This is a genomic window from Brachyspira alvinipulli ATCC 51933, from assembly GCF_000518245.1.
GTDB classification, from domain to species: domain Bacteria; phylum Spirochaetota; class Brachyspiria; order Brachyspirales; family Brachyspiraceae; genus Brachyspira; species Brachyspira alvinipulli.
Genome location: NZ_KI912403.1, coordinates 231,299 through 258,274 on the forward strand (window position 1 = coordinate 231,299; position 26,976 = coordinate 258,274).

A 26,976-nucleotide genomic window follows, 5' to 3' on the forward strand; every position below is an offset into this window, starting at 1 on the left:
TATGATGAAAAACATACTTAAGAATTATATACCAAAAAAAGAATTTTTGTATATTTAATAAAAATAAAACATTAATTATTTAATTTATAAAATCAATATCATTTATTATTACCTTACTCTATTGGCAGCATCATTGATATCAAGTTTATAAAGCTCATCTATAAAAACAACAGCAAAACTAGCAGGACCTTCAGATTTTTTTGAAGCTTTTTCTCCAGCTGAAGCCATTATGCACATAGCAGAAGAAGCGGCAATCAAAGGCTCAGCAACCGCAAGCATAGCACCTGTTATAGCAGTGGAAGTGCAGCCCATACCAGTATTAACAGGCATTAAAGGAGAACCTCCGCTAACATATAAAACTTTATTTCCGTCTGTTATAATATCAGTTTCACCGCTTATGCTTACAACTGTATTATATTCTTTGGCTAAATGCTTACCTGCCTCAAGTGCCATATTAACATTAGCTGTGCTGTCTACCCCTTTAGTTTTTATGCTCTCTCCGGCAAGAACCATTATTTCAGAAGCATTTCCTCTGACAACTTTAGGATTATAATTTTTAATCAAATCAATAGCTGTTTTAGTTCTTAATTTTGTAGCTCCTGCTCCTACTGGATCAAGCACAAAAGGAACATTTTTTTTATTTGCTATTTCACAAGCTTTATACATAGCCTCAATAGAAGTCTTAGTCAATGTTCCAATATTAACAACAAGAGATGAAGCAATAGAAAGCATATCTTCAAACTCCTCTTTCTCGAATGTCATCACAGGAGAAGCTCCAACAGCAAGCAAAGCATTAGCTGTAATTTGCATAACTACAAAATTAGTAATATTATGAACTAATGGAGATTTTGACTTCATATTTGTTATGGATTGAAATATTTCTTCTTGTAATGTACTCATTTTATAACTCCTTATAATTTAAATAAAAATCTCAGAAATACAATATAAACATGCCTTTCCGGCTATTTTTAATTTATTATTTTTAATATCGCAATATAAAACTCCTGTTCTTGGAGAAGCCTGAAATGCAGTAAAATAATCTTTATTCAATTTCTTTGAAAGCAAAGGTATAATATGACAATGCCCTGATCCGCATACATCAACTTCATCTGCGTCCAATTTCGGACCGAAAGTTCTAGTGATGCTGTCATATTGATTATTTTCTTTATCTTTTACATCAGATGTTATATGAAATAGAAGTCCGTCTAATTTCTTTATAATTTCTAAATTGGGTTTTGCATTTATAACCTGATTTTCATCTTCCAATACGCATACAATATCACGTCCTATATAAGCCTCTAAAGGTTTTATTCCTCCTATTGCTTCTATTATATCAGCTGTAATTTCTATAGGCTTCAAATCATAATTAGGAGTATCCATTTCATAAAGATCATCTTTTTTTCTAATGGTTAATATACCCTCTTTAGTATTTAAACTCACCTCATTAGATTCTTTTTCAGCAAAATTTAATATAGCATAAGCCACGGCAAGTACAGCATGTCCGCAAAAATCTATTTCGCATTTAGGAGTAAACCAATACACATCATAATTATTTCCATTCTTTATAGTGAAAACCGTTTCTGAAATATTATTCTCCATAGCAATATTCTGCATAAGTTCATGAGAAATGTTTTTTTCTAATATGCAAACTGCTGTAGGATTACCTTTGAAAACCTCATCAGCAAAAGAATCTATAATATAGTATTTCATAATTAATCTCACACTTATTATATACTAATTATCAACTAAGAAAGAAATATGCAAAAGGCACAGCGAATATCAATGAAAGTATTATTCTCTCAACCCATATTATCATCATATCTCTTATCTTTATAGGTATTCCTACAGCCAATATCACTGGAATAGGAGCAGCAAAATATAAAATCTCAGCAACGCATACCACAGCAACTACAGACTTAGCAAATTGACTAGCATACATTACAATACTTGAAGAACATGACATTTCAACTAATGTAACAGAACAAGCCTTTGCCACTATATAAGCCTCATCTCCAAGTCCTAATAATTTAGTTACAGGTAAAAATATATAACTAATAACATCAAAGAAAGGTGTATAATTAACTATTAAAAGTCCTATAAATGTTATAGCCATAAAGTTAGGCATTACTGAAATAGAAACCATAAGCCCTTCTTTAAGATTCTTAACAATGCTATTTAACACACTATCTGAATGACTAGCAACTTCAGCAGCTTCATTCAATGCCAGCTTAAAAATATTTCCTCCTTTGTATATAGGCTCTTCAGCAACTTCTTTATCCATATATCCGTCGCTAGGTTTATTTCTTAATGGATAAAGTCTTACAGTTATGGCAGTTACTATAAATGTTATTAACATAGTGCCAAAAAAATATATATTCCATTTATCTATAACATTAAACATCTTGGCAACAACTATCATAAAAGTAGTTGAAACTGTAGAAAATCCTGTAGCTATTATGCAGGCTTCTTTTTTAGAATAAAAACCTTTCTTATAAACTTTACTTGTCATTAAAAGAGCAATAGAATAACTTCCTACAAATGAAGCTATAGCATCTAAAGATGATCTTCCTGAAGTTTTCCATATAGGCTTCATTATACATCGCATAAATATACCAGCAAATGACATAAGCCCGTAATCTACCAAAAATGATAAAAATATAAAACCTATACTATTAATCAATGCTATTTGAGTGAGTAAATTATAAGAAAAAAGAAGCATATTAGGTTTATGAAAATCAGCAGGCCCTAATCCAAAATACGCCATTATTATAAATGGTATTGATGTAAGTTTGATAAATGAAAATACTATTTCTGTTTTATTTTTATTCCAAGACTTATTTATAAAAGGATATATACCGCCGAACATAGTTATCAAAATACCATAATAAGGATCTACAAAAGGAATTTTTCTTATAAAACTTACTAAATGATCTATAGGTATTGATTTAACATCGCCTATCTTAATTGGTATAAATAGCATAAATATACCTATAAAACTAAGTATGATAAATTTTAAATAAATTGATTTACTAAATTTAATATTAGCTAAATCATTACTGCTTAAAACACTTTCAGAATTTGAAACATTATCCATAAAAATTTCCTTAAATATAAATTAATATTTTAGAGAAACCTTAATGAAAATAATGAGTGTATAAGAATTAAAAAGAAAATAATTTTAGAAAACTTATTTTAATAAATAAAAATATTTCCCTACACTGGCATTATCCAACAGGTTATAAGGGTCTAAGTTATTAAACTTACTCTCAGCTTTTAAGCTCCCCTAATTTTTATAATATTATATAACAAAATAAAATTATTTCAATTACTATTAATGATATTTTTTAGATTTTATTATAATCATCATTGGGCGTCTTAATTCATTTTTCATTTGTTTATTATCTTTAAGCATTGTTTCCGGAGGCATAGGCTCTGTAATATTTTCTATAATAAAACCATTATTTATAAGAGTGTTAATATATGTTGTTATTGTTCTATGATATTTAATAATACTTTCACCCAAAAACTTTGTATTTCTTCTACCCTCATAAAAATAATTATCAATGGGAAAACAAACTATTTCCCCATTATCATCATACAACCAATCCTGAGTTCCATAAGCTGTAAATATTGGATGCTCTACTGAAAATACAAAATATCCGTCATCTTTCAAAAGTCCTTTTACTGTTTTAACTACGCTGTCAAAATTTTCTATATAATGCAAAGCCAAAGAACTTAAAACTATATCAAATTTTATATCCTTTAATTCTTCATTACTTTTTATATTTTCATCAATATTTTCAATAGAAGACAGAATCAATTTTATATTATTAATATTTTTAGTTTTCTCTCTTGCCACATCAAGCATTTTATCGGATATATCAGCACCAACTGCCAAATTAGCTTTATTTTCAATAGCATAAATCAAATGCCATCCGTAACCGCATCCCAAATCTAAAATATTTTCATTCTCAAAAGAAGGAAGTATATTTTTTAAGCTCTCCCATTCTCCTGCAGCATTAAGTCCAAATTTAGACCTTTCCATTTCACTGTATTTATTAAAAAAAATTTCATCATTATATTTATTTTCTTTCATAATTAATTATTACTATAATATTATAGAAAATCATTTTCCTTTTCTCTTTGCAAGAATATAAGCAAAACTGTCAAAATATTTCATAATTCTTTCATCTGTATTATATTCATTATCTCCAATCAAATAATCGCATAATACTTCTCTTAATCTTGTAAACTCTTTTATTTTATGTTTTTTATATTGTGCTTCTATAGTCAAATCTATTAACTCCAATGCTCTGTAAAGTGAATTAACAGAATATTCTAAATTATTTTTCTTTTTAAATTTTATTGCTCTGTAAACTTCGCTTCCTATATTAGCCATCTGTTCAGCTAAACTTAGAGTTTTCCATTTTCCTGCTGCCAAATCTTTATGCATATAATTCATAAATCTGCCCTTATATAATTATCTTATTATTAAATTATTAACTATATTTATTATTTCATTTCTAATACTTTCATTTTCTACATATCTACTTTTATTATTATCTGAAGGCCGTATATTAATTAAAGAATCAAATTCTAAGAAATCTTCATCATCTAAATTAGGATATATATTAATACCCCATAAATCATTTTGCAAAGAACCATTTTCTATGAGTAAAGACTCTAAATCACTATGAAGCTCTGCATCTAATGCTAATTCTTTTTTTTCAACATCAACAACACCTTTAACCATATCTGTAAAAAAATTTCCAAGCATATTTTTTAATTCATCAATTTTTATACTTTCTTTAACAATTATCATAATAGTAATACTCCACATAAATATTAACGGTAAATAAAATTCAATCATAATGTTTTTTATACTTATACATTCCGATAATTAATAAGTCTTTTTATGATAGAAAATTCAATCATAAAAAAATAATAAAAAAATTTTAGATTATTACGAGAATGATAATGATATAATAATCACTTCTATATTAAAAACAGGAGATAAAAAATGAGAGTTACTGAACAAGCCCAATTTAATAGAACAGTTAGTACAATAAAAAGAAACTATAGTGAGATGGAAGCTTCTCAAACTAGATTATCTACTGGTCAAAGGGTGCAGTACCCTCACCAGAATGTTACATCAACTATTAATTCTATATATTACAGAACTAGAATGTCATCTGTTGATAGATATCAAAATAATATAGTTGATGGAAAAGAAAAATTAAGTGTTGCACATGATTCTATGTCTGCTATAACAGAAGCTTTAAATAGAGCAAGAGATTTAGCAGTACAGGGTGCTAATAGTACTTATGGTGCTGATGACAGAGCTAAAATGGCTATGGAAGTTGAAGAAATGTTAGAAAGAATATATGACATATCTAAAACTCAAAGCAAAGGAGAATTTGTATTTTCCGGAACAAGCACTAAAACTGCCCCATTCAGAGCTCTTTACGGATATGATGAAAAAGCAGGACGTTCAATAGTAAAATCTGTTATATATGAAGGCGATGGAAATGCTCAAAATAGAGAAGTAGAAAACGGACAGCTTATCAATGTAGCAACTCCTGGAAATTATGCATTCTGGGGAACAAATATGGAAATTATATCTACTACAGATGCTTCTACATATATAGCTGCTGAAAATCAAGACATTATGATAGATGATATGGTTATCAATATTAAACAAGGCGATAATATTGAAGCTATAGTTCAAAGAATAAATGATGCTAATGGAAATGTAAGTGCCAGCATAGGAGATTTAAAAGGCGGTGCTAAAGTTATACAATTAAAAACAGGAACACCTCATAAAATTCTTTTACAAGATTTAGCAGGCGGTACTGTATTACAAGATATAGGTTTAGTTAGAGTTGGTGCTGCAAACAACCCTGAAAATAACTATGAGCCTAGTGCATTAGTAACAGGCAAAAGCGTATTTGAAAGTCTTATTTATTTAAGAGATGCTATGCTTAATGATGATGTAAGAGCTATAGGAAGCGAGGCTTTAGGTTATATAGATAGTTCTTTAGACAATGTTGCAACTGTACAAGCAAATGCTTCATCTAAAGTAACAAGACTTGATATGGGATATACAAGTTTTGAAAATCAAAAATTATCAATTCAAGAGGCTTTAGCTAAGAATGAAAATATAGATTATGCTGAAGAAATTGTTAACTTTAATATGTGGCAATATGCTCATAATGCTTCTTTACAAACCGCTGGAAGAATATTGGGCAGAACTCTTATGGATTATTTAAGATAATAATTAGAATTTATTGTAAATAATAATTAATTTTAATAAAAAAGGAAATAATTTATGCCAGAAATAGAATCTAGGATATTAGGAAAAGTAGAGGTTTCAGATGATTCACTTTATCATCTGAATGGAACGATACTAGCCTTTGAAGACTATGATGAGTTTTATCTTGTTAATATGGATAAAGAAGGTACTTTTAAAATCCTACAATCTAAAGATGATAAAAATGTATGTTTTATACTAATAGATCCGTTTTTGGTATTTAAAGATTATGAACCTGATGTGCATGACGATGATATAAAATATTTAGGTATAGAAAATCATGAAGATTTATATCTATTAACAATAGTCAGCATACCAAATGATGATTTTAAAACTATGAGTGCTAATTTAATAGCACCCGTAGTTTTTAATATAAAAAATCATAAAGCAAAACAGTGTACTGTTTCTGGGGACAAATATACTACAAGACATTATATATTATCTGAAGAATCAGAAAATAAAACAGAAGAAAGGAGTTCATAAAATGCTTGTACTTTCTAGAAAAATCAATCAAAGCATAGTAATTGGGGATAATATAGAAATAATGTTGGTTGATATACGGGGAGATCAAATAAAACTTGGTATCAATGCTCCGAAAAATGTAAAAATCTTTAGAAAAGAAGTATACGAAGAGATAGAAAGTCAAAACTTAGAAGCATCTAAAGAAGCTACAGCCGATAAATTAAATATATTAACAAGTTTCGTAAAAAACAAATTTGGAAAATAAAAACCTTCCTTTTTATTATATTTAATTACTAATTATTATATTTAATTACTAAATGGATTAATAAAACCGCCGTTTCTTATCATATTAATAGGTGTTAGAATGATATATGATATTATAACATTAAATAATGATATAATACAAGAAAATATCAAAAGCATATTATAAGTTTCAAGAATTCCATTGATAAATACATAAACTGAGCTTGGCACATCAAATTTAAAAAATACTTTCATCATTATTAAAAATGTATTCAATATTAAAGATACTGCAAAGATAACTATTATTCCTTTCCAAGCATGAGAAATATCTGCAGGACTTAATTCCATATGTGATGCTATTGATATAGATAAATATAAAAATACCCAAAATGTTATACTTTTAAATGAAGAATTGACAATAACATTTTTAATGATATTAACAAAAATATTATAGGTATACACAAAAAAACTTGATATAGTATAGTATACAATCGATAAAATTTCTGAATTGAATACTTGTTTGTATTTAATATTAGGAATTGTAAATATATTTTCTTTTAATTCCGGTGCCAATAATAAAAATAATATATATACTATCAATGTCCCTACAATAATTGGACCCACTCCTATAAAAAAATTACCTATTTGCTGATACCAGCTTCTGGAATCATAACTATGAAGCACATATCCTATGGTATCTGACTTTGCATTAAAAAGTTTAATATCATTGATTTTATGTCTAAATAAAATGCAAAACAATGCATGTGAAAGTTCATGTATAGGGGCACCTATCCAGCCTGTAATATAAACTTCTATTCTTGAACCCAATGTTTTAGCAAATATCCTTCTTGTCATAGAAGATAATATATACAAAATAAATCCGAATATTATAATACTGCCGAATAATCTAAACAGATCAATTACTGTTTTAGAAAATATTATTATTATAAAATATAAAAAGTCCTTTATCATTTGTAGATTTATCGGAAGAAAAAAGAATTAATTAATGTAAAAATGTATAATAGATGATTTAATAGGTACTTGAAAAAATAGTATTTCTACTATAAACTATCATGAAAAAATATTGAACTAATTATTACAATATTAAATAATATCTGTTTTTATAAAAATATTGTAAAGTGGAGAGAAGATGAAAAAAGTTATTTGTTTATTGATGCTATTAAATTCTTTTGTATTTGCTATAGATGATATTCTAGATAAAGATAATATGCATAATCTAATAGAAGGTGTAACATCAACAAGATTTGGTACAGACAGAGTTAGCACAATATACGACTTTGCTCCGCTTATGAATCATAATACCCCTTTCAAATTGGGAGTTGCATTATTAGATTTAACACAGATAGTAAATAATGATACAATAGATGCAAATGGAAAAAGAAAATTAGCCTTCTTACCAAAAGGTTTTATTGGTTTAAGTTATGGAATGTTTTCTATTGGTTATCAATTTAATTTATATAATGACCTTACAGACAAAAATTCACCTATAGCACATAGCCATTCATTTTCATTTGGTTTTGTTAACGAAAGATATAGATTATCTCTTCCTGTATCAGTATCTATATCAGATCCAAATTATTATGGAGGAAAATTATCTGTAAGTACTACTCCTAAATTTTCTTTTATGTTTAGGAGCGGTTTATTAGATGAATTTACAATAGCTCTTCATTACGGAATTCAGCTTTCTACTGTTACTAACCCAGTAGGAAATACTAATATAGCTCCTATGGTTATAGGAGGTTCTCTATATGGAGAAATAATGCTTACAAGATTTGATAATTATCCTGTTCAAATTAGTATACCAGCTAAATTAGCTTTCTATTATGGTATAGGAGCAAGATGGGCTACTATAGATGCTGGATATGCTGAGGATGCTTTAATAAACTATTTATACAGTGATGAGGCACAAACAGAAAGAGCTACGGATAGTATGAGATTCTATGTTTTACTTCCAGCTAAATTTGAAATGAAATTAGGAGCTATATACACTTATTTAATGCCTAGATTAATGTTTGAAGGAAATATTTATAAAACAGATGGAAATTATAATCTGCATTATGGTATGGAAGGAGAAATGCGTGTTACTTTAGTTGAAAATTTAACATTTGGTTTTACAGCATATGCAGAAGGTCAAAGAATCACTAGAAAAGCTGCTGATTTTGAAATAAATAGTGCAAATGCATTTGATGGCGGATTGGATATTTGGGGAATATGGAGATATTAAAATAACTGCAATGATAAAAAATTTCTCTAAGTCAAAAATAATAGCAGCCATTGCTTATTTATCAAAAAAATATACTAGACATATATTATAATATTTATTCTATAGGATATAGAATCCATTTCTATTAAAAAATAAATATATTTTATGGAGTAATATAATGTCTAATAACAATTTACCAGAAATTTTTGAAACATTTACAGATGCACGTAAAAAAGGCTTTCTTACTATGAAAGAAGAAAAAGATAAAGGCAGAAAAGTAGTAGGAAGTTTTTGTACTTATACACCAAAAGAAGTAATATATGCTGCTGATGCTATAAGCGTATCATTATGTTCTACAAATGAAGAAACTATACCAGAAGCTGAAAAATATCTGCCTAAAAACCTATGTCCGTTAATAAAATCAAGCTATGGTTTTGCGATAACTGATAGATGCCCTTATATGTACTTTTCTGACTTAATAATTGGCGAAACTACATGCGATGGTAAGAAAAAAATGTACGAACTTTTAGGAGAAATAAAAAATACTTATGTTATGCAATTGCCTCATTTCCAAAATGAATATTCATTAGCACTTTGGAAAAATGAAATTGCTGAACTTATAAAAAGATTAGAAAAAGAATTTAATATTGAAATCACTGAAGAAAAATTAAAAGAATCTATTAAACTATTTAATGAAGAAAGAAAAGTAATAAAAGAATTATATGAACTAGGAAAACTTAATCCTTCTCCTATAAAAGGCAGTGAAATGCATGAAGCTTTGCATTCATCAAATTATAAATTCGACAGATTGGCATATATAAATGAAATAAAAGAGTTAATAAAAAATTTAAAAGAAATGCATTCACAAAATAATCAAAAAGAATATAATCAAAATACCCCAAGAATATTAATAACAGGATGCCCTACTGGAGGACTTGTTGATAAAGTTATAAAGCAAATAGAAGAAGTTGGGGCCAGTGTTGTTTGCTTTGAAAGCTGTTTAGGAAGCAAAAATTTTGAAATACTTGTTGATGAAAATAAAGATCCTATAGAAGCAATTGCAGAAAAATATTTAAATATACCTTGTTCTGTTATGAGTCCTAATGATGATAGAATGGATATAATAAAGAAATATATAGAAGAATATAATGTTGATGGTGTAGTAGAGGTTACGCTTACTTCATGCCATACTTATGCTATAGAAACTGAAAAAGTTAGACGTACAGTTGAAAGTATGGGAAAGTCATATCTAAATATAGAAACAAATTATTCTAACAGCGATGCCCCTCAGCTTAGAACAAGATTGGAAGCATTTGTTGAAATGTTGTAATAATTCATATTTATATTTTTTAGAAAAATAAATTATTTAATTGACAAACATAAATATTTTTATTATAATTTTATCTATGATTACTAATTTTGCTGTAAACAAATTGATAGTAGCCATTTCTTATCTATCCAAAAAATACACAAGACATATACTTTAAGTATTCAATTCTATAGGATATAGAATCCATTTCTATTTAAAAAACAAATATATTTTAGGGAGTAATATAATGTCTAATAATAATTTACCAGAAATTTTTGAAACATTTGCCGATGCACGTAAAAAAGGTTTTTTAGCAATGAAAGCTGAAAAAGATAAAGGCAGAAATGTAGTAGGAACTTTTTGCACCTATACACCTAGAGAATTAATATATGCTGCTGATGCTCTAAGCGTATCATTATGTTCAACAAGTGATGAAACTATACCTGAAGCTGAAAAATATCTGCCTAAAAACTTATGTCCATTAATAAAATCAAGCTATGGTTTTGCAATAACTGATAAATGTCCTTATATGTATTTTTCTGATTTAATAATTGGTGAAACTACATGCGATGGTAAGAAAAAAATGTATGAACTTTTAGGTGAAATAAAAGATACTCATGTTATGCAATTGCCTCATACAAGAAATTATCATTCTTTTGAACTTTGGAAAAATGAATTGAATGTACTTATTAAAAGATTAGAAGAAAAATTTAATGTTGAAATTACAGAAGATAAATTAAAAGATGCTATAAAGCTATGTAATGAAGAGAGAACTATTATGAAAGAATTTTTCTCCCTTGCTAAATTAGTACCTTCTCCTGTTAAAGGAGCAGAAATGCATGATGTTATGAATTCTTCTAATTTCAAATTTGATAAAAAACAATTTTTTGAAGAAATTAAACAGACTATCAAAAATGTTAAAGAAAAATATGAAAAAGGTGAAACTCCATTTTCTAAAGATGCACCTAGAATATTAATAACAGGATGTCCTACAGGAGGAGTTGTGGATAAAGTAATAAAACAAATAGAAGAAATAGGCGGTTCTGTAGTATGTATTGAAAATTGTATAGGAACAAAAAATTTTGAAATGTTAGTTGATGAGAATAAAGATCCTATAGAAGCTATTGCTGAAAGATATCTAAATATTCCTTGTTCTATTATGGTAAATAATGACGGCAGAATGGAAAGAATAAAAGAATATATAAATGATTATAAAGTTGATGGTGTTGTTGATGTTACTCTTAGTGCATGCCATACTTATGCTATAGAAACAGAAAAAGTAAGACGTACTGTAGAAGGATTAGGAAAATCATATTTAGCAATAGAAACTAATTATTCTAATAGTGACGCTCCTCAAGTTAGAACTAGATTAGAAGCATTCATTGAAATGCTATAAATAAAATATTAACTTAATCAGCAAGGTGCTTTTTTAAAGTACCTTGCTTTTATTAGGACACATAATGATATACTTTGATAATGCAGCAACAACATTAAAAAAACCTGAAACTGTTGCCAAAGCAGTTTTTAACGCTATAAATAATTTTGCAAATGCTTCAAGAGGTTCTTATGAATCATCTTTAAATAGCGAAAGAGTTATACTAAGCACAAGAGAAAGAATTGTAAAACTCTTTAATGGCTACAGTCCTAATTATGTTGCATTCACAAGCAATTCAACAGAAGCATTGAATACTGCAATTAAAGGCTTAATAGAAAATTATAAAGATTCTCATATTATAACAACCTCTTTAGAACATAATAGTGTATTAAGACCTCTTTATGAAATGCAGGAACTTGGCACGGAATTAACTATAATAAAAGCAAATATTAAAGGAGAAATAAATTACTCAGATATAGAAAAAAGTATAAAAACAAACACTAAAGCTATTGTATGTACGCATGCATCTAATGTTATAGGAGATGTTTTGGATATAGATTTTATAGGCAATTTATGCTCAAAACATAATATATTATTTATTCTTGATGCTTCTCAAAGTGCAGGTTCTATAAATATAGATATGAAAAAAAATAATATCGATATAGTATGTTTTACCGGACATAAAGGTTTAATGGGACCTCAAGGTACTGGCGGATTATGTATAAAAAAATGGATAAGTATAAAACCATTAAAAAGCGGAGGCTCCGGAATAAAAACTTATTCTAAAACTCAGCCTGAAAATATGCCCACAAGACTTGAAGCTGGTACTTTAAATAGTCATTCTATAGCAGGACTTAATGCTGCATTAGAATTTATAGAAAATGAAGGATTAGAAAAAATTAGAAAGCATGAAAAAAAATTAGCAGATTATTTTTATAATGAAATAAAAAATATGGATAATATTAAATTTTATGGTAATTATAATACTGATAATAGAACATCAATAGTGGCATTGAATATAGGTGAAATAGATTCTGCAAAAATATCTGATATACTTGCAAATGAATATGATATAGCTACTAGGTCAGGAGGACATTGTGCCCCTCTTATGCATGAATCATTAAATACTGTAAAACAGGGTATTGTAAGATTTAGTTTTTCTTATTTCAATACAGAAGAAGAAATAGAAAAAGGTATTAAAGCTATAAAAGAAATTAGTAAAAAATTTTCATAAATTAAAGGAAAATAAAAATGTATTATATTGGTATAGATATAGGTTCAACTGCTTCAAAAGTTGCTGTTTATGATGATAATGTTAATGATTTAATTGATTTATTTATGATTCCTACAGGATGGTCTGGAATTGAAGCTGCTGCAAAGATACTTGAAATGTTAAAAGAAAAAAATATCAATAAAGAAAATTCATATTTCGTAGGCACAGGATATGGAAGAGTATCTATAGAATATGCTGATAAAACAATAACAGAAATAACATGTCATGCCAAAGGAGCCAATTTTTTATTTAATAATTTAGACGGCACTTTAATTGATATAGGCGGACAGGATACTAAAATAATAAATATAAAAAATGGAAAAGTTGATAATTTTATTATGAATGATAAATGTTCTGCTGGTACAGGCAGATTTATAGAATTAATGTCAAATTCTTTAGGATGTTCTATACCTACACTTCTTGAAGAAGCTTCAAAATGCAAAGAAACTGATGTAATTATAAGCTCAATGTGTACAGTATTTGCAGAAACAGAAGTTATAAGTCTTAAATCCAGCGGAAAGCAAAAAAGTGAAATTGCTTATGCTATAGTAAATTCTGTTGCAAACAAGGTTGCATCACTTTGCGGAAAGTTTAAAGATGATACTTACTTCCTTACAGGAGGATTATGCGTATTTGATTATTTAGTTAAAAACTTAGAAAAAACTCTAGGAGGTAAAGTTATTACTGACAGCAGAGGACAATATGCTGGAGCAATAGGAGCTGCTATCATAGGATTTGAAAAAAATTCTGATAATAAAGTAATAAAGAAAAATATATCTGCAAATGAAAATACTGAACCAAAAGAAAACAATGAAAAAAGATTAGTTATAACTTTTAATACTACAACTGATGTTATGAGAGCAGAAAAAGTTTTTAAAGATGTTATGTTAACAACAAACCAAATGCTTGGAAAAATAATATCAATACCTAGTGAAATATCTGCAGGATGCGGTATGTCTTGGGAAAGCGAAATTAATTTTAAAGATAATCTTATTAATATATTAAAAGAAAATGATATAGAATATGATAATTTTTATGAAATATCCAAATAAATAAAAATAATAATAACTCTATTTTATTATTTTTAAGTTGTAATATATTGATAATATTATATCATAATCTTATGACAATATATCTTTGGGGTAATCATTATGAATAATAAATATCAAGAACAAATCAAAGAGTTAATGAAAGAATTAACATTGGAAGAAAAAGTATCTCTCTTGAGCGGTAAAGATTTTTGGTCAACTAAACCAATATACCGATTAAAGATAGATTCCCTATATTTAACTGATGGTCCTCATGGAGTTAGAAAACAAAGTACAGAATCAGATGAATTAAGTTTGCAAAATTCAACAGCTGCAACATGTTTTCCAACAGCCTGCTGCAGTGCATGTTCATTCGATCCTAATATAATGTATGAAATGGGAGAAGCTATATCAAAAGAAGCTAAGGCTAATAAAGTTTCTACCGTATTAGGACCTGGAATCAATATTAAACGCTCTCCTCTTTGCGGACGTAATTTTGAATATTTTTCTGAAGATCCTTATTTAGCTGGAAAAATGGCAAGCGGATGGATAAGCGGTTTAGAAGATAATGGAATTGCTTCAAGCTTAAAACATTTTGCTGCCAATAATCAGGAAACTTTAAGACTTGTAATAGATAGTATTGTAGATGAAAGAGCCTTAAGAGAAATATATTTGCAGGCTTTTGAAATAGCAATAAAAGAATCAAACCCTTCTACTGTGATGTGTTCTTATAACAGAGTAAATGGTGATTTCGCATCTGAAAGTAAATATTTACTTAATGATATATTAAGAGAAGAATGGGGATTTGAAGGAATAGTTATTTCGGATTGGGGTGCTGTTAATGACAGAGTTGAAGCATTAAAGGCTGGTTTAGATTTACAAATGCCTTCTACTAATGGATATGATGATAAAAAAGTTTATGAAGCTGTAAAAAATAGTATTATTGATGAAAGCGTACTAGATAAGGTTATTATAAGACTTCTTGATTTTTCTCTAAACTGTATGCATAATATATATCAAAATTTTTCTTATGATAAAGAAGAAAATCATAAAATAGCAAGAAAAATTGCAGAAAATTCTATAGTATTATTAAAGAATGAAGATAAAATACTTCCTGCAAAAAAAGAAAGTAAAATTGCTGTTATTGGAGAGTTTGCCCAAAAACCTAGATATCAAGGAAATGGAAGTTCATTAATAAATGCTTATAAAATAGATACAGCAGAAGAATATTTTAGAGAACATAATATAGAATTCAATTATGCTAAAGGGTATGATTCTAATTCTTCAAATATAGATAATGCATTAATAGAAGAAGCAGTGAATATTTCCAAAGATAAAGACATAGTTATAATTTTTGCTGGTTTGATAAACTCTTATGAATCTGAAGGATTTGATAGAAAACATCTTAATCTTCCTGAAAATCATAATCATTTAATAGAAGAAATTTCAAAAGTTAATAAAAATATAGTTGTTGTGCTTTCTATTGGAGCACCTGTTTTAATGCCTTGGATTGATAAAGTAAAAGGTGTTGTTAATTTATATTTAGCAGGAGAGGCTGCTGTAAGTGCTGCATTCAATATTATATTTGGTATAGTTAATCCAAGCGGAAAACTTGCTGAAACTTTCCCTTTAAAATTGGAAGATAATCCAAGTTACAAATATTTCCCTGGAGGCAATAAGTCTGTAGAATACAGAGAATCAATATTTGTTGGATACAGATATTATGATAAAACAGAAAAAGATGTTTTATTCCCTTTTGGTTTTGGGTTATCATATACTAGTTTTGAATTTTCTAATCTCATAATTTCTGATGCTAATACCATTGCTGGATTAGATAATATACATGTTGTTTTTGATATAAAAAATACAGGAGAAATGTTTGGATGTGAGGTAGCTCAAATATATATTTCTACTCCTGAAAATAATATATTTAAAGCAAAAAAAGAATTAAAAGGATTTATCAAGGTATTCTTAGAACCAAATGAAACAAAAACTGTTATAATTAAATTAAATAAGAGAAGTTTCTCTTTTTATAATGTTGAAACAAAACAGTATGAAATAGAAAATGGAATATATACTATATATGTTGGAAACTCATCAAGAAATTTAATTTTAAGTAAGAGTATGGAAATAAATTCAAATGATTACAATAATGAAAAATTATATAGTTATTTTAACATTAAAGATATTAATATTTCAGATGAGGATTTTGAAAAATTATTAGGAAGAAAATTGAAACCTATTAATATAAAAGCATGTAAGCCTTATAATCTTAATAATAACTTAGCAGATCTTTTACATGAAGAAATAGCCAAAGATTTTTATAATAAACTTTTAATAGGACTTGATGAAATGTTCAAAGATGATAAAACAGATACAAAAAAGATGTTTGAAAGCATGATGCTTGAAACACCTCTGCGTTCTCTTTACACAATGAGCGGAGGATTGATAAGCAGAAACGATATAGAAAACTTACTTCAATCTTTGAATAATTAAATAATAATTTTTTTTATTTGTTTATTCAAGCAGAATTAATAAAAACATATTTGTTGATAATAAATAAAAATATGTTAATATTATATTGGATGATATATGAAAAATATTGATAAAAATTTTATTAATTCTATTTGCATTCTGGATACTAGTGCAATTTTACATAAAAATTCTATTATAGAGGATTCAATAGCTTATTTTAAAAAAGTAATAATACCAAAAATTGTACTCCTAGAGCTTGATTATCAAAAGAATAAAAAAATAAAGACGCTTCAATAGCCATTTCTACTATAAATAAATATATTTCTAAAATACTTATAGAAGAATTTAGATGTGAAAAATCAGAAAATGAGAATAATGATGATATTATAGTAAAATATTCTGAATATGTAGCAAATAAGTTTAATTTAAAAGTATATATAGTAAATAATGATAAAAGCTTTTTTACAAGAACTAAATCTATGGAGAATGTTTTTTCATTATCATTGGATGAATATGAAAAGCATAACAGAAATGAGGAATATGATTCTCAATATACTTCAAAGTTATTGGAAGCTGTAGAGAATGATGATTTAAATATGGTAATAGATATTATACATGGGGATTATAATGCTGATGTTAATGCTTTTTACTCTAATGGCACTACTCCTTTGATTAGGGCTATAGAGAATAGGAATATTGATATAGTTAAAGAATTACTTTCCTCTAAGAATATAGATATTGATATATTGGATAATCATAAATATAAGGTTAGTGCTTTGTCATATTGTGTATTTAAAAAGAATTTGCAGATGCTTAAGATTCTTGTATCAAACGGAGCCAGAGCTGACAAGGGAGAAAGGGGAAAAAATGAAAATAATACTCCTTTTTTAATAGCATGCTGGGACGGATGGCTTGACGGTGTAAAGTATTTTTCTTCTATTAAACATTTATCTCTTAATCATACTGATAAAAATGGATTTACAGGACTAATAAAGGCGGTTATAAGGGATAGATTAAATATTGTTGATTTTTTATGCTCATACGGTAAAAATATAGATTTTTATATAAGATGCTATAACGGGAAAAATGCTATGGATTATTGCAAAGAAAATATGAAAAATAACAATAAAAATGCTAAAATAATATATAACATTATCAGGAAATATTATGATTGACAGGGCTTGTATTTCAATAAATAATTACTGTAATCTTAACTGTTCATATTGTTATTTTTATGAAAGAGAGGATATTCATACTGATAAGCTTAAATGCTTTGATGCTGGGGAATTAAAAATTATAATTGATAATATTATTGAATATATTAATCATTTTAATAATACGGATAAGAAGTTTACTATAGGAATAGTTGGAAGCGGAGAGCCTTTGCTTAGTTTTAATGAGATAAAGTATGCTGCGGAGTATATAAAGTCTAATATGTATGATAAACGCTTGAGGCTTTATACTATATCTAATGGTTATAGAATGGATAGAGGAATAATAGATTTTTTTTATGAGAATAGGGATTTAATTTCTTTATCATTTTTTTTGGATGGATTTAAAGATTTGCATGATAGGTTTAGAGTTAAATTAATAAATGGAAAGTATGTTGGATCTTTTGAAAAGGTAATGGAGAGCATAAAATATTATGAAGAGCTTTTTGGAAATAAGCCTGCTATAAACTGTACTGTTTCTTCATATACTTTGAAGTTTAAAAAGCAGCTTGAGGAATTTTTTTTGAATAATAAATTTTATAATATTACTTTTTCAAAGATATTTGATGTTTCTGATGATTTGAGCATATCATATGATGATTTTGATAACTTTGTCAATTCATTCAGCAATGATATTACTATAAGAAATATAGAGGCAGCAAAAAATAAGAAGCTGGATTGTTCTATGTATGGAGCTGTTTGCGGGGTTGGAATTACTAATATATTTTATGCTAATAAAAAAATTTATCCATGCGGAAGATTTACTGATAATGATAAGTTTGTTTTGGCTAATTATGATGAGCCTTTGTATAAAGTAGAAGAGAAGTATAAAGAAGAGATATATAAAAAATTTGATGAAATAAGATATAATAGAATAAGTTTTTATGACACAGTTAAAAAAATATAAAAAGATTGCTCTTTATGGGGTTTCATCTTCAGGAAAGAGTTATTTAATTAATAAACTTATAGAATATGATGATAACTTTTATCATTGTGCCGGATCTGAATTTTTATTTGATATTTCTAAAAAAAGGGATTTTTCTTTCAGCAAATTGGATAATGAACAAAAGAATATATACAGAAAAAAATTTATAGAATATGCTGATAATATTTATAAGAATAACAGCAAGCATATTATAGTAGATGCCCATTATGCATTTTATAAGAATGATAATTTTGAAATTGCAAGAATAAAAGAAGATCTATATTTCTATGATATATTTTTATATTTAGATACTGATACGAATATTATTTATAACAGGGCATTAGCAAGAAATGAAGAGTATAAAAAAGCTGACTGCTCCATAGAAAATATAGATAAGTTAAAGAAATATGAAAAAGAGCATTTAGAAGAAGAGTTAAATGCTTTAGGAAAAGAGTTAATAATTATAAATGATGATAATACTGATAACATTATTAATTGTATTCATGAATATATAGATAATTCTATATTTGATGTAAAAAACAATGTAACTTCTTTTTTGAATGATAATACTCAATTGCTTAATAAATATGACAATATAATTTTATCAGACTGCGACAGGACATTATCAATATATGATACTTCTGTTTCTCTTTTTAAAGAGCTTGGCATTGATTTTGGAATTACAAAAAAAATATTTAAAAACAATAATTATTCTTCATTTGCTTTATATAATTTTTCATCTTTAATTTCTAATATAGAGTATGATAAACTTTTGAAGGCTTGTCAAAAAGTATCTAAAAATACAGAATTGTTTATTCCTTTGATAAATGAAATAGAAAGCAGAAAGGAGGATTATTTTTTGATAGCTGTAACATCAGGCATCAGGGAGATATGGGATGATATATTAAAAAATAAGGATGTATTGATTGTGGGCTGGCTTCATAGGAACAGCTGTAAATATTTGGTGAGTAAATTTTTTAAGTCATATTTATGCAGAAAGCTTATTGATATGGGAAAGAATGTAACGGCATTGGGAGATTCTTTAATAGATTATAATATGCTCATAAATGCAAATAGAGCTTTTTTAAATCTAATGATAAGATAAGTTCTTCTTTGAATAATGTAAAAATATCATCATCAATTTATCAGCTTAAATATCAAAGTATAAAATTTGATTCTTTAGAAGAGAGAGATAGTATATATGATTAAGATTTTAAATGAGTATTTGGGATTAAATAATATTATAAATGACAGCAGGGATTCAAGCAAAAACGGATTTGAACTTTCTCAGATACATAGAAAGATGGGGATTTATCTTGGGATGGAGATATTATCTGTTTTTCCAAAAGAAAATAAATCTATAAAAAATGCTCAGGGCAATATTGAGGAAATTGCTTTTAACAGCGCTGGTAATACAGCTATAATAGCATTGATGAGGGGAGGTTTATTTTTATCTTTGGGGATTTTTGAAGTATTTCCTAAGTCGGCATTGATTTTGATAAATGATAAACAGGAGATTGATATATATAAAGAAGTATTAAAAGATAAAAATATAATAATATCAGATAGTGTAATAAATACAGGTAAATCAGTTATTGAATTATTTGATTATTTATCTTTAAAAGAGCATAAGTATAAAGTTATAGCAGCTACTCAGGTTTTACAGAAAGAGGGTTTAAATTTATTATCCAATCTTAATATAGATATATTTACTATAAGAATATCAGATAATAAATATAAAGGAAGTAAATCTAGCGACACAGGAAACAGATTATTTAACACTGAGTTTTTAATATAATATTATATTTTTTGTTTGTAAATATAAAAAAATAGTTTATAATATTACATTATTATTTATTTAAGGATGATTAATTATGGGAAAACCAATAACAAAAGACGGATATGAAAAAGCAAAGTCTAAACTAGCTGAATTAAAAGCAGAGTTTGAAACTTTACCTGCTATTATTGCAGAAGCTAGAGAAAAAGGAGACTTAAAAGAAAATGCAGAATATCACGCTGCAAAAGAAAGACAAGGTTTATTAAATGCCCAAATATCAAAATTGGAAGGTGATTTAGCCGGCTCTGAAATAATAGATCCTGCTGGTTTGGATAAAGACACTGTAACTTTTGGAAAAAGAGTTAAAGTTAAGGATCAAGGCAGAAATGCTGTTATAGAATATAAAATATTGGGTGAATTAGAAGCTGATATGAGTAAAAATGAAATTACAATAGTTACTCCTATTGCTAAAGGTTTATTAGGAAAAAAAGTTGGAGATATAGTTACTATTAAAGTTCCTGCCGGAGATAAAATCCTAGAAATATTAGAAATTAATCTATAAAATCATTTAAAGAATTCCATTAAATTATATAATGGAATTCTTTTTTTATTATCAACTTTATTTTACACTTCTGCCTTCTATAAATTCATAATCTATATAATGAATCTTATCAGATTTATTATTGTTTATTAATTCTAATAATACATTAGCAATTCGTATACCAGCATTTAAATAATCAAATTTTATAGCAGACAGTTTAGGCTCTATTACATCATCAATATTATAAACACCAAAAGATATAACAGAAATATCATCTGGAATTTTAAGTCCTTTATCCATTATTACTTTATATACTCCATGTGCTTGTTTATCACTGGAACATATTATTATATTAATTTTTTTATTAAGAAGTAATTTATTTGCAGCTTTTTTAGCACTATCATAAGAAAAATCAGCATTTTCAAAATTTATTTTTTTTACATTATATTTTTTTAAACCGTCTGCCACACCATTTTTTCTAGTAATTTCTATATCGGAATCTTTTTCAGTAATATATCCTACATATTTATAATTCTTCTTACCAATATACTCCCCTATTTCTCTGCCTGCATTATAATCATCATTTATTACACTGACTCCATCAGAAAATTTTTGTCCGTAAATTACAACAGGTATTTTTAATTTTTTTATCATTTTTCTATGTTCATCGCTTATTTCAGTTGCATTTAAAACTATTCCATCAACATTCAATCTTTTTAATTTCTCTAAATATACCAATTCTAATTTTGTATCATAATTAGTATTAATGATAATAGGTATGTATTTCTTTTCTCTAAAAACCTTTTCTAATCCGGTTAATAACCGTGATGCTGATACAGAATCTATGGCCGGAGTTATAATACCTATCATATAACTCTGTTTCGCTTTTAATCTTGCAAAAGCATTCGGCTCATAATTATACTTTTTAATAACCTTAGATATTCTATCTTTGGTTTCTTTTTTCACATATCCGCCGTTAAAATAGCGAGATATAGTTGTTTTTGTGACATCGCATAATTCAGCAATCTCTTTCATTGTTATTTTACTATTTTTCATTATATATACCCCCTACCGTATTAGTAGATTATATATTAAAAAACATAAATTATCAAATCAAAGTTTGATAAATATTAGAATATAATGCTATTAAAAGTTAATTTTTTTTTTCAATTAATAAAATAATAGCCAAAATATTAATGATTGACTTTAGAAATTAATGTTGTATTATATAATAAAATGAATTTTTGAGGATATAAGATGATTTTTGATTATAAAGGTATAACTAATAAAAATAGAGATTTAATATTTATAGCAGGTCCATGCGTAATAGAAAGCGAAGAAATGACAATGTATATAGCTAAAAAGCTTAAAGAAATAAAAGATAAATTAAATATACAATTAGTTCTTAAAGGAAGTTTTGATAAGGCAAACAGAACTTCTCTTTCATCTTTCAGAGGATTAGGAATGAAAGAAGGTCTTAAAATACTACAAAATGCTGGCAAAGAATTCTCACTTCCTACTTTGACTGATATACATATTCCTAGTGATGCTTATGAAGCTGCAGAATATGTTGATTTTTTACAGATACCTGCTTTTTTATGCAGACAAACAGATATGCTTAGAGCAGCATGTGAAACAGGAAAAGCAGTTAATGTAAAAAAAGGGCAATTCATAAGCGGTTATGACTGTAAATATATAGCAGATAAATGCTCTGATGCCATAAATGAAAAAAGGCTTTTCTTATGTGAAAGGGGGACTATGTTTGGTTATGGTAACTTAATAGTAGACATGAAGAACTTAGAAATAATGAAAAATTATGCTCCTGTAATGTATGATGCTACACATTCTGTTCAAATGCCTTCTGCTAATAATGGAATATCAGGAGGAGCAAGAGAATTTATACCTAGCCTTCTAAAAGCTGCTGTTGCTTTAGGTGTTGATGCTGTATTTATGGAAGTACATCCTAATCCTGATAAAAGTCCTTCTGATGCTGGAACTATATTTGAGCTTGATAAAGTAGAAGAATTATGGGCTCAAATAATAAAAATAAATGATTTAGTAAAAAATATGCAGTAATAAATACATAATAATTTAACCAAATATTATAATATTTCTATTATAACTTTTTATATTAAAGATAAGATTATAAAAATGGATAAAAAATTTAAACCTAAAAATACAAAAGAATTAAAAATTTTAACTGATGATGAAAATATAAGTTTAAATGATATAGATACATCTTTAATAACAAATATGTCAGATTTATTCAAAAGCTCATCTAGAAAAAATTATGATGGAATAGAAAATTGGGATACTTCTAATGTAGAATATATGCATGGGATGTTTTCATATAACGCTTTTTTTAATAATGATATCAGCAAATGGAATGTTTCTAAAGTAAGAATTATGTCTCAAATGTTTCATTTAGCTTTAATTTTTAATAAGCCTTTAAATGATTGGAATGTTAAAAATGTTGAAAATATGAATATGATGTTTAATTCAGCTAAAGAATTTAATCAGGCTCTCAATAATTGGAATGTTTCTAAAGTAAAAAAAATGAATGGAATGTTTGCCAATACATGCAAATTTAATCAGAATATTAACGATTGGAATATCAGTAATGTAGAGGAAATGGATAATATGTTCAATGGAGCTATTGAATTTAATCAGCCTCTCAATAATTGGGATGTTTCTAAAGTAGAAAGTATGAATAAAATATTTGCAAATACATCTAGTTTTAATCAAGAATTAGACTGTTGGAACATTAAAAAATTACATTCTATGAATTTAATATTTGAAAATTCTTTTATGGAAAAAAATGATAAAATATCTTTAAGATTTAAAATTTATTCGTACTGTCTTACTAATAATGAAAATGAAAAATCAAATCTTTCAGAATATATCAAAAATATTGACATTTCAAAAGTATATAACGCTATTTATAAAAGTAATAATAAACAGGTAATTTTATTTTGTAAGGAATTAGAAAATAATTATGCTGATAAATTAAAAGATCTTGTTAATAATTTTAGCACTATTGAAGAAGCAGAAAACTATATAGAAAATAACTATAATAAAAAAGATGATAAAAAAGTAAAATTTATAGATGACCTAAATATTGAAAATGTTTTTACAAAAGATAAAACTAAAATAGTCAATATGAAAGTTATTAAATATATTTACTTATCTTATTTAGCATTAAAAAGAGAAGCTTATAAAATAATATTAATAGATAATATAATAAATTTATTAGATAAAGAATCTTTTATTAATGCTATTAGAAAAATATATATTTCTACTAATAAAGAAACATCGGCAATAATTTACGGGATATATGGAGGAGATGAAGCATTAAAAGAAATATATAAAAAAGAAAAATATTCTAAACTTTTTTTAATAATACTTTCTCTTAATAAAGAAAGCAATTATGCTATAAGTTTAATATGCAATATTTTTAGAAATAACGAAATAGATGACATACAAGAGATGGTTAATAATATATTAAATGAAGTATCTAAAAAATATAATTTAACAGCAGATGAACTTATTTTAAAAATGATACCAAATTTAGGATTTGACAAAAATGGTGAAAAAATCATAAATAATAATAATAAATATAAATTAACTATAAAAAATGATGATATAGAAATCTTAGATATAGAAAACAATAAGATATTAAAATCATATCCTAAAAGCATGCCTCATAATACAAAAGAGAAGAAATTAAATACATAAAGAAAGAAATTCCTAATACTATAAAAAAGCAGAACCATCTCTTGATAAGACTTTTAATGAATGGCAGAAAATATAGCTATAACTTTTTTAAAGAAATTTTCATTGATAACAAAATAATGAACAGATTTGCAACATGTTTAATATGGAATATGCATACTGAAAATGGCATAACTTCTTTTAGATATTCAAATGACGGAAGTTATAATAATGAAAATGATGAAAATATTATAATAAATAAAAACTCTTATATCAGTTTAGCAAACACAATAGAAATGGATAAAGAGACAATAAAAAAATGGAAAAATATTATCAATGATTATGAATTAGCTCAGCCAATAATGCAATTTAGCCCTATAGAAATAAATAATTTAGAAGAAACGCTAAATAAATTAAAAAATACAGAAATTAATTATGGAATATTAAAAAGTTTTGTTAACAAATATCAAATGAAAACTCATTTTCTTAAATATTCTTTTTATGACTCTAATCAATATTTTCATATAGATACAAATATATGGTATTATCCTAATGCTGATGATAAAGTAATTATAAAGCCATACTTCATTTCAGATAATAATTTAAATAAAAGATTTATCTATACTTGGTTAACATTTATGATATGGGATTTGAATTTGAAAGAATTACTTTAAAAAAAAATAAACCGCTTTTGTGGGATGAACAAAGCGGCTTATTACAAATATAGTTATTGGGGGGTAGTCCAATCAACTAAATATATTATCGGCTGAGAATGTTTTAACTTTAATATTTTTAAAATAAAAATTAGATTATCTAATAAAATATTTGCCATATTTTATAAAAAATCAATAATATAAAAAATTATATAATTTATAAAGATAATTAATAAATATGTTTTTTAACAAAAGCTATAATTTTTTTATTTTTTTTATATAAAATTATTGACAATAATAAAAAAATAAATTATATTAATAGTGTAAGCATGATTTATGCTTATGTGCTCTTTTACAGAAGATACAACAAACTCAATTAATAATTTCTTGGTGAGTTTTTATTTTAATATTCAAGGTCTAATCTACCTAATATGGTAGATTTTAACTCATTTAGGAGGATTATTAATGAAGGAAATTAATATAATATCTTCTGTACAATCATATTATCACTACAATACATCATCCTTGTTTGTATCATTTTTTGTTTTCAATCAATATAATATCAAAATTAATTTTTATTCTTATAATCCTCCTCTAAATGTTATTTCATTAATCAACAACACCAAGGAGGACGCCATGTCATTCAAACACAATAATATCAATTTCATTAAAAAAACTTTATTAATAGCTATAATGTTAAGTTTTTCATCATTTGCATTTTCTCAAGGAACAAAAGCAAATGTAAATAAAAACATAACTATAACCATAATGCCATTTTACGGACTTGAAAATATGGATAGATATTTTATTGCAAACTTACTATCCACAAAATTAACAAACTTTACTGTAACCAATATAGATTCAAAGATCTTAAATGACTCTTCTATCTACTCTAATATGACTGCTGAACAATACACAAATTTTATGTTTTTAAATTCAAAATATATAAAAACAGATTATATATTGTTAGCAGGAATAATAATTGAAAATGGTTATCCAAAATGCTTTTTAAGTATTATTGACACAAAAATGAAGAAATTTGAATCAATATTAGATAATGTGCTTATAGCTGACCAGGAACAACCAGGAAATATAAATTACGCTTTGGAATGTATAATTAGAGAAGTTTCAAAGTATTGTTCAATTGATAATATACTAAACTACGGAAGAAATACTCTTTATTAAATAATTAATATTTCAAGTCAGGCATCAGGATGCAAAAGATTCTGATACCTGATTAAGAAACTGAATAATATGATTAATGATATCAGAGATTATATCATTAATCACATGATTGAGTTTCAAATTAAAAAATGAAAAATCAATCAAATCTTATTTAAAAGGAGTTTCATATGAGAAACAATAATTTATTATCAAAAAAAAATAATAATTATAAGGAGGTATTTATGACTAAAAAAACATTATTTATTTTATTCATTATGGCTATAGTTTCTGTATC

Annotated in this window: 27 protein-coding genes and 1 riboswitch; of the genes, 19 read left to right on the plus strand and 8 right to left on the minus strand. The window is 26.3% G+C overall.

The features are described 5' to 3' along the window. Window positions 1-108: 108 nt before the first annotated feature. From thiM to T324_RS0108515, 6 genes are all read right to left on the minus strand, one after another. Window positions 109-900 carry a hydroxyethylthiazole kinase gene (gene thiM, locus T324_RS0108490; protein ID WP_028329858.1) on the minus strand — a complete coding sequence of 264 codons (792 nt, stop codon included), beginning with the start codon at window positions 898-900 and terminating at the stop codon, window positions 109-111. Between the two features lie 18 nt (window positions 901-918). Further along, on the minus strand, window positions 919-1,710 hold the full coding sequence (locus T324_RS0108495) for a PhzF family phenazine biosynthesis protein (protein ID WP_028329859.1): 792 nt from the start codon (window positions 1,708-1,710) through the stop codon (window positions 919-921). A gap of 31 nt (window positions 1,711-1,741) precedes the next feature. Next, complete coding sequence (locus T324_RS0108500; protein WP_028329860.1) at window positions 1,742-3,094, minus strand: YjiH family protein; 1,353 nt, start codon at window positions 3,092-3,094, stop codon at window positions 1,742-1,744. Window positions 3,095-3,193: 99 nt separating this feature from the next. Continuing rightward, window positions 3,194-3,295: riboswitch (TPP riboswitch) on the minus strand. A gap of 36 nt (window positions 3,296-3,331) precedes the next feature. Continuing rightward, complete coding sequence (locus tag T324_RS0108505; RefSeq protein ID WP_028329861.1) at window positions 3,332-4,096, minus strand: class I SAM-dependent methyltransferase; 765 nt, start codon at window positions 4,094-4,096, stop codon at window positions 3,332-3,334. 30 nt (window positions 4,097-4,126) lie between these two features. Beyond that, window positions 4,127-4,462: a hypothetical protein gene (locus T324_RS0108510; RefSeq protein ID WP_028329862.1), complete on the minus strand. Its 336-nt coding sequence runs from the start codon at window positions 4,460-4,462 to the stop codon at window positions 4,127-4,129. Window positions 4,463-4,480: 18 nt separating this feature from the next. Next, on the minus strand, window positions 4,481-4,822 hold the full coding sequence (locus T324_RS0108515) for a DUF5674 family protein (RefSeq protein ID WP_028329863.1): 342 nt from the start codon (window positions 4,820-4,822) through the stop codon (window positions 4,481-4,483). Window positions 4,823-5,020: 198 nt separating this feature from the next. On the opposite strand from T324_RS0108515, the gene T324_RS0108520 reads away from it, so the two are divergent. The 3 genes from T324_RS0108520 to csrA are packed head-to-tail and all read left to right on the plus strand — an operon-like array spanning window position 5,021 to window position 7,037. Then, on the plus strand, window positions 5,021-6,274 hold the full coding sequence (locus T324_RS0108520) for a flagellar hook-associated protein 3 (protein WP_028329864.1): 1,254 nt from the start codon (window positions 5,021-5,023) through the stop codon (window positions 6,272-6,274). Window positions 6,275-6,328: 54 nt separating this feature from the next. Then, entirely contained in the window at window positions 6,329-6,793 is a 465-nt protein-coding gene (gene fliW / locus T324_RS0108525; protein ID WP_028329865.1) for a flagellar assembly protein FliW, read from the plus strand. A 1-nt stretch (window position 6,794) separates the two neighbouring features. Beyond that, a complete protein-coding gene (gene csrA, locus T324_RS0108530) occupies window positions 6,795-7,037 on the plus strand; it encodes a carbon storage regulator CsrA (protein ID WP_028329866.1) in 243 nt (80 codons plus the stop codon). A gap of 41 nt (window positions 7,038-7,078) precedes the next feature. Here csrA and T324_RS0108535 read toward each other — a convergent pair whose 3' ends face one another. Continuing rightward, window positions 7,079-7,987 carry a hypothetical protein gene (locus tag T324_RS0108535; RefSeq protein WP_028329867.1) on the minus strand — a complete coding sequence of 303 codons (909 nt, stop codon included), beginning with the start codon at window positions 7,985-7,987 and terminating at the stop codon, window positions 7,079-7,081. 178 nt (window positions 7,988-8,165) lie between these two features. Here T324_RS0108535 and T324_RS0108540 point away from each other — a divergent pair, with 178 nt between their 5' ends. From T324_RS0108540 to greA, 12 genes are all read left to right on the plus strand, one after another. Further along, a complete protein-coding gene (locus T324_RS0108540; protein ID WP_028329868.1) occupies window positions 8,166-9,260 on the plus strand; it encodes a hypothetical protein in 1,095 nt (364 codons plus the stop codon). Between the two features lie 157 nt (window positions 9,261-9,417). Continuing rightward, a complete protein-coding gene (locus T324_RS0108545) occupies window positions 9,418-10,569 on the plus strand; it encodes a double-cubane-cluster-containing anaerobic reductase (RefSeq protein ID WP_028329869.1) in 1,152 nt (383 codons plus the stop codon). Window positions 10,570-10,795: 226 nt separating this feature from the next. Next, on the plus strand, window positions 10,796-11,944 hold the full coding sequence (locus T324_RS0108550; protein WP_028329870.1) for a double-cubane-cluster-containing anaerobic reductase: 1,149 nt from the start codon (window positions 10,796-10,798) through the stop codon (window positions 11,942-11,944). Between the two features lie 64 nt (window positions 11,945-12,008). Beyond that, window positions 12,009-13,157 carry an aminotransferase class V-fold PLP-dependent enzyme gene (locus T324_RS0108555; protein ID WP_028329871.1) on the plus strand — a complete coding sequence of 383 codons (1,149 nt, stop codon included), beginning with the start codon at window positions 12,009-12,011 and terminating at the stop codon, window positions 13,155-13,157. Window positions 13,158-13,174: 17 nt separating this feature from the next. Then, complete coding sequence (locus T324_RS0108560; RefSeq protein ID WP_028329872.1) at window positions 13,175-14,248, plus strand: acyl-CoA dehydratase activase; 1,074 nt, start codon at window positions 13,175-13,177, stop codon at window positions 14,246-14,248. Between the two features lie 99 nt (window positions 14,249-14,347). Further along, window positions 14,348-16,720 carry a glycoside hydrolase family 3 C-terminal domain-containing protein gene (locus T324_RS0108565; RefSeq protein ID WP_245580669.1) on the plus strand — a complete coding sequence of 791 codons (2,373 nt, stop codon included), beginning with the start codon at window positions 14,348-14,350 and terminating at the stop codon, window positions 16,718-16,720. 96 nt (window positions 16,721-16,816) lie between these two features. Next, window positions 16,817-16,996, plus strand: a complete 180-nt coding sequence (locus T324_RS0108570; protein WP_028329874.1) for a PIN domain-containing protein — start codon at window positions 16,817-16,819, stop codon at window positions 16,994-16,996. A 182-nt stretch (window positions 16,997-17,178) separates the two neighbouring features. Next, window positions 17,179-17,874: an ankyrin repeat domain-containing protein gene (locus tag T324_RS0108575; RefSeq protein ID WP_028329875.1), complete on the plus strand. Its 696-nt coding sequence runs from the start codon at window positions 17,179-17,181 to the stop codon at window positions 17,872-17,874. After that, window positions 17,867-18,817 (plus strand): radical SAM protein, encoded by a 951-nt coding sequence (locus T324_RS17030; RefSeq protein WP_051436823.1) that lies wholly within the window; start codon window positions 17,867-17,869, stop codon window positions 18,815-18,817. The genes T324_RS0108575 and T324_RS17030 overlap by 8 nt, the downstream gene beginning before the upstream one ends. After that, entirely contained in the window at window positions 18,795-19,940 is a 1,146-nt protein-coding gene (locus tag T324_RS0108585) for an AAA family ATPase (protein ID WP_028329876.1), read from the plus strand. Before T324_RS17030 ends, T324_RS0108585 begins: the two co-directional genes overlap by 23 nt. 96 nt (window positions 19,941-20,036) lie before the next feature. Next, a complete protein-coding gene (locus tag T324_RS0108595) occupies window positions 20,037-20,633 on the plus strand; it encodes a uracil phosphoribosyltransferase (protein WP_028329877.1) in 597 nt (198 codons plus the stop codon). A 76-nt stretch (window positions 20,634-20,709) separates the two neighbouring features. Further along, window positions 20,710-21,174, plus strand: coding sequence for a transcription elongation factor GreA (gene greA / locus T324_RS0108600; protein WP_028329878.1), 465 nt, complete (start codon window positions 20,710-20,712; stop codon window positions 21,172-21,174). A gap of 57 nt (window positions 21,175-21,231) precedes the next feature. Here the strand turns inward: greA and T324_RS0108605 are convergent, their stop codons facing one another. Continuing rightward, complete coding sequence (locus T324_RS0108605) at window positions 21,232-22,212, minus strand: LacI family DNA-binding transcriptional regulator (protein WP_028329879.1); 981 nt, start codon at window positions 22,210-22,212, stop codon at window positions 21,232-21,234. 198 nt (window positions 22,213-22,410) lie between these two features. Here T324_RS0108605 and kdsA point away from each other — a divergent pair, with 198 nt between their 5' ends. The 4 genes from kdsA to T324_RS0108620 all read left to right on the plus strand — a co-directional run bounded on the left by kdsA (window position 22,411) and on the right by T324_RS0108620 (window position 26,702). Next, window positions 22,411-23,229, plus strand: a complete 819-nt coding sequence (kdsA, locus tag T324_RS0108610) for a 3-deoxy-8-phosphooctulonate synthase (RefSeq protein ID WP_028329880.1) — start codon at window positions 22,411-22,413, stop codon at window positions 23,227-23,229. A gap of 75 nt (window positions 23,230-23,304) precedes the next feature. Then, window positions 23,305-24,888, plus strand: coding sequence for a BspA family leucine-rich repeat surface protein (locus T324_RS17035; protein ID WP_342664449.1), 1,584 nt, complete (start codon window positions 23,305-23,307; stop codon window positions 24,886-24,888). A gap of 41 nt (window positions 24,889-24,929) precedes the next feature. After that, window positions 24,930-25,538 (plus strand): DUF4132 domain-containing protein, encoded by a 609-nt coding sequence (locus T324_RS18885; protein ID WP_342664450.1) that lies wholly within the window; start codon window positions 24,930-24,932, stop codon window positions 25,536-25,538. Window positions 25,539-26,153: 615 nt separating this feature from the next. Continuing rightward, a complete protein-coding gene (locus T324_RS0108620) occupies window positions 26,154-26,702 on the plus strand; it encodes a hypothetical protein (RefSeq protein ID WP_028329881.1) in 549 nt (182 codons plus the stop codon). Window positions 26,703-26,976 lie beyond the last annotated feature (274 nt).

What these genes read in the sequence shown, in the direction of transcription:
- thiM (WP_028329858.1), bottom strand. Translation starts at nt 900, where the DNA reads ATGAGTACATTACAAGAAGAAATATTTCAATCCATAACAAATATGAAG.
- T324_RS0108495 (WP_028329859.1), bottom strand. Translation starts at nt 1,710, where the DNA reads ATGAAATACTATATTATAGATTCTTTTGCTGATGAGGTTTTCAAAGGT.
- T324_RS0108500 (WP_028329860.1), bottom strand. Translation starts at nt 3,094, where the DNA reads ATGGATAATGTTTCAAATTCTGAAAGTGTTTTAAGCAGTAATGATTTA.
- T324_RS0108505 (WP_028329861.1), bottom strand. Translation starts at nt 4,096, where the DNA reads ATGAAAGAAAATAAATATAATGATGAAATTTTTTTTAATAAATACAGT.
- T324_RS0108510 (WP_028329862.1), bottom strand. Translation starts at nt 4,462, where the DNA reads ATGAATTATATGCATAAAGATTTGGCAGCAGGAAAATGGAAAACTCTA.
- T324_RS0108515 (WP_028329863.1), bottom strand. Translation starts at nt 4,822, where the DNA reads ATGATAATTGTTAAAGAAAGTATAAAAATTGATGAATTAAAAAATATG.
- T324_RS0108520 (WP_028329864.1), top strand. Translation starts at nt 5,021, where the DNA reads ATGAGAGTTACTGAACAAGCCCAATTTAATAGAACAGTTAGTACAATA.
- fliW (WP_028329865.1), top strand. Translation starts at nt 6,329, where the DNA reads ATGCCAGAAATAGAATCTAGGATATTAGGAAAAGTAGAGGTTTCAGAT.
- csrA (WP_028329866.1), top strand. Translation starts at nt 6,795, where the DNA reads ATGCTTGTACTTTCTAGAAAAATCAATCAAAGCATAGTAATTGGGGAT.
- T324_RS0108535 (WP_028329867.1), bottom strand. Translation starts at nt 7,987, where the DNA reads ATGATAAAGGACTTTTTATATTTTATAATAATAATATTTTCTAAAACA.
- T324_RS0108540 (WP_028329868.1), top strand. Translation starts at nt 8,166, where the DNA reads ATGAAAAAAGTTATTTGTTTATTGATGCTATTAAATTCTTTTGTATTT.
- T324_RS0108545 (WP_028329869.1), top strand. Translation starts at nt 9,418, where the DNA reads ATGTCTAATAACAATTTACCAGAAATTTTTGAAACATTTACAGATGCA.
- T324_RS0108550 (WP_028329870.1), top strand. Translation starts at nt 10,796, where the DNA reads ATGTCTAATAATAATTTACCAGAAATTTTTGAAACATTTGCCGATGCA.
- T324_RS0108555 (WP_028329871.1), top strand. Translation starts at nt 12,009, where the DNA reads ATGATATACTTTGATAATGCAGCAACAACATTAAAAAAACCTGAAACT.
- T324_RS0108560 (WP_028329872.1), top strand. Translation starts at nt 13,175, where the DNA reads ATGTATTATATTGGTATAGATATAGGTTCAACTGCTTCAAAAGTTGCT.
- T324_RS0108565 (WP_245580669.1), top strand. Translation starts at nt 14,348, where the DNA reads ATGAATAATAAATATCAAGAACAAATCAAAGAGTTAATGAAAGAATTA.
- T324_RS0108570 (WP_028329874.1), top strand. Translation starts at nt 16,817, where the DNA reads ATGAAAAATATTGATAAAAATTTTATTAATTCTATTTGCATTCTGGAT.
- T324_RS0108575 (WP_028329875.1), top strand. Translation starts at nt 17,179, where the DNA reads ATGGAGAATGTTTTTTCATTATCATTGGATGAATATGAAAAGCATAAC.
- T324_RS17030 (WP_051436823.1), top strand. Translation starts at nt 17,867, where the DNA reads ATGATTGACAGGGCTTGTATTTCAATAAATAATTACTGTAATCTTAAC.
- T324_RS0108585 (WP_028329876.1), top strand. Translation starts at nt 18,795, where the DNA reads ATGACACAGTTAAAAAAATATAAAAAGATTGCTCTTTATGGGGTTTCA.
- T324_RS0108595 (WP_028329877.1), top strand. Translation starts at nt 20,037, where the DNA reads ATGATTAAGATTTTAAATGAGTATTTGGGATTAAATAATATTATAAAT.
- greA (WP_028329878.1), top strand. Translation starts at nt 20,710, where the DNA reads ATGGGAAAACCAATAACAAAAGACGGATATGAAAAAGCAAAGTCTAAA.
- kdsA (WP_028329880.1), top strand. Translation starts at nt 22,411, where the DNA reads ATGATTTTTGATTATAAAGGTATAACTAATAAAAATAGAGATTTAATA.
- T324_RS17035 (WP_342664449.1), top strand. Translation starts at nt 23,305, where the DNA reads ATGGATAAAAAATTTAAACCTAAAAATACAAAAGAATTAAAAATTTTA.
- T324_RS0108620 (WP_028329881.1), top strand. Translation starts at nt 26,154, where the DNA reads ATGTCATTCAAACACAATAATATCAATTTCATTAAAAAAACTTTATTA.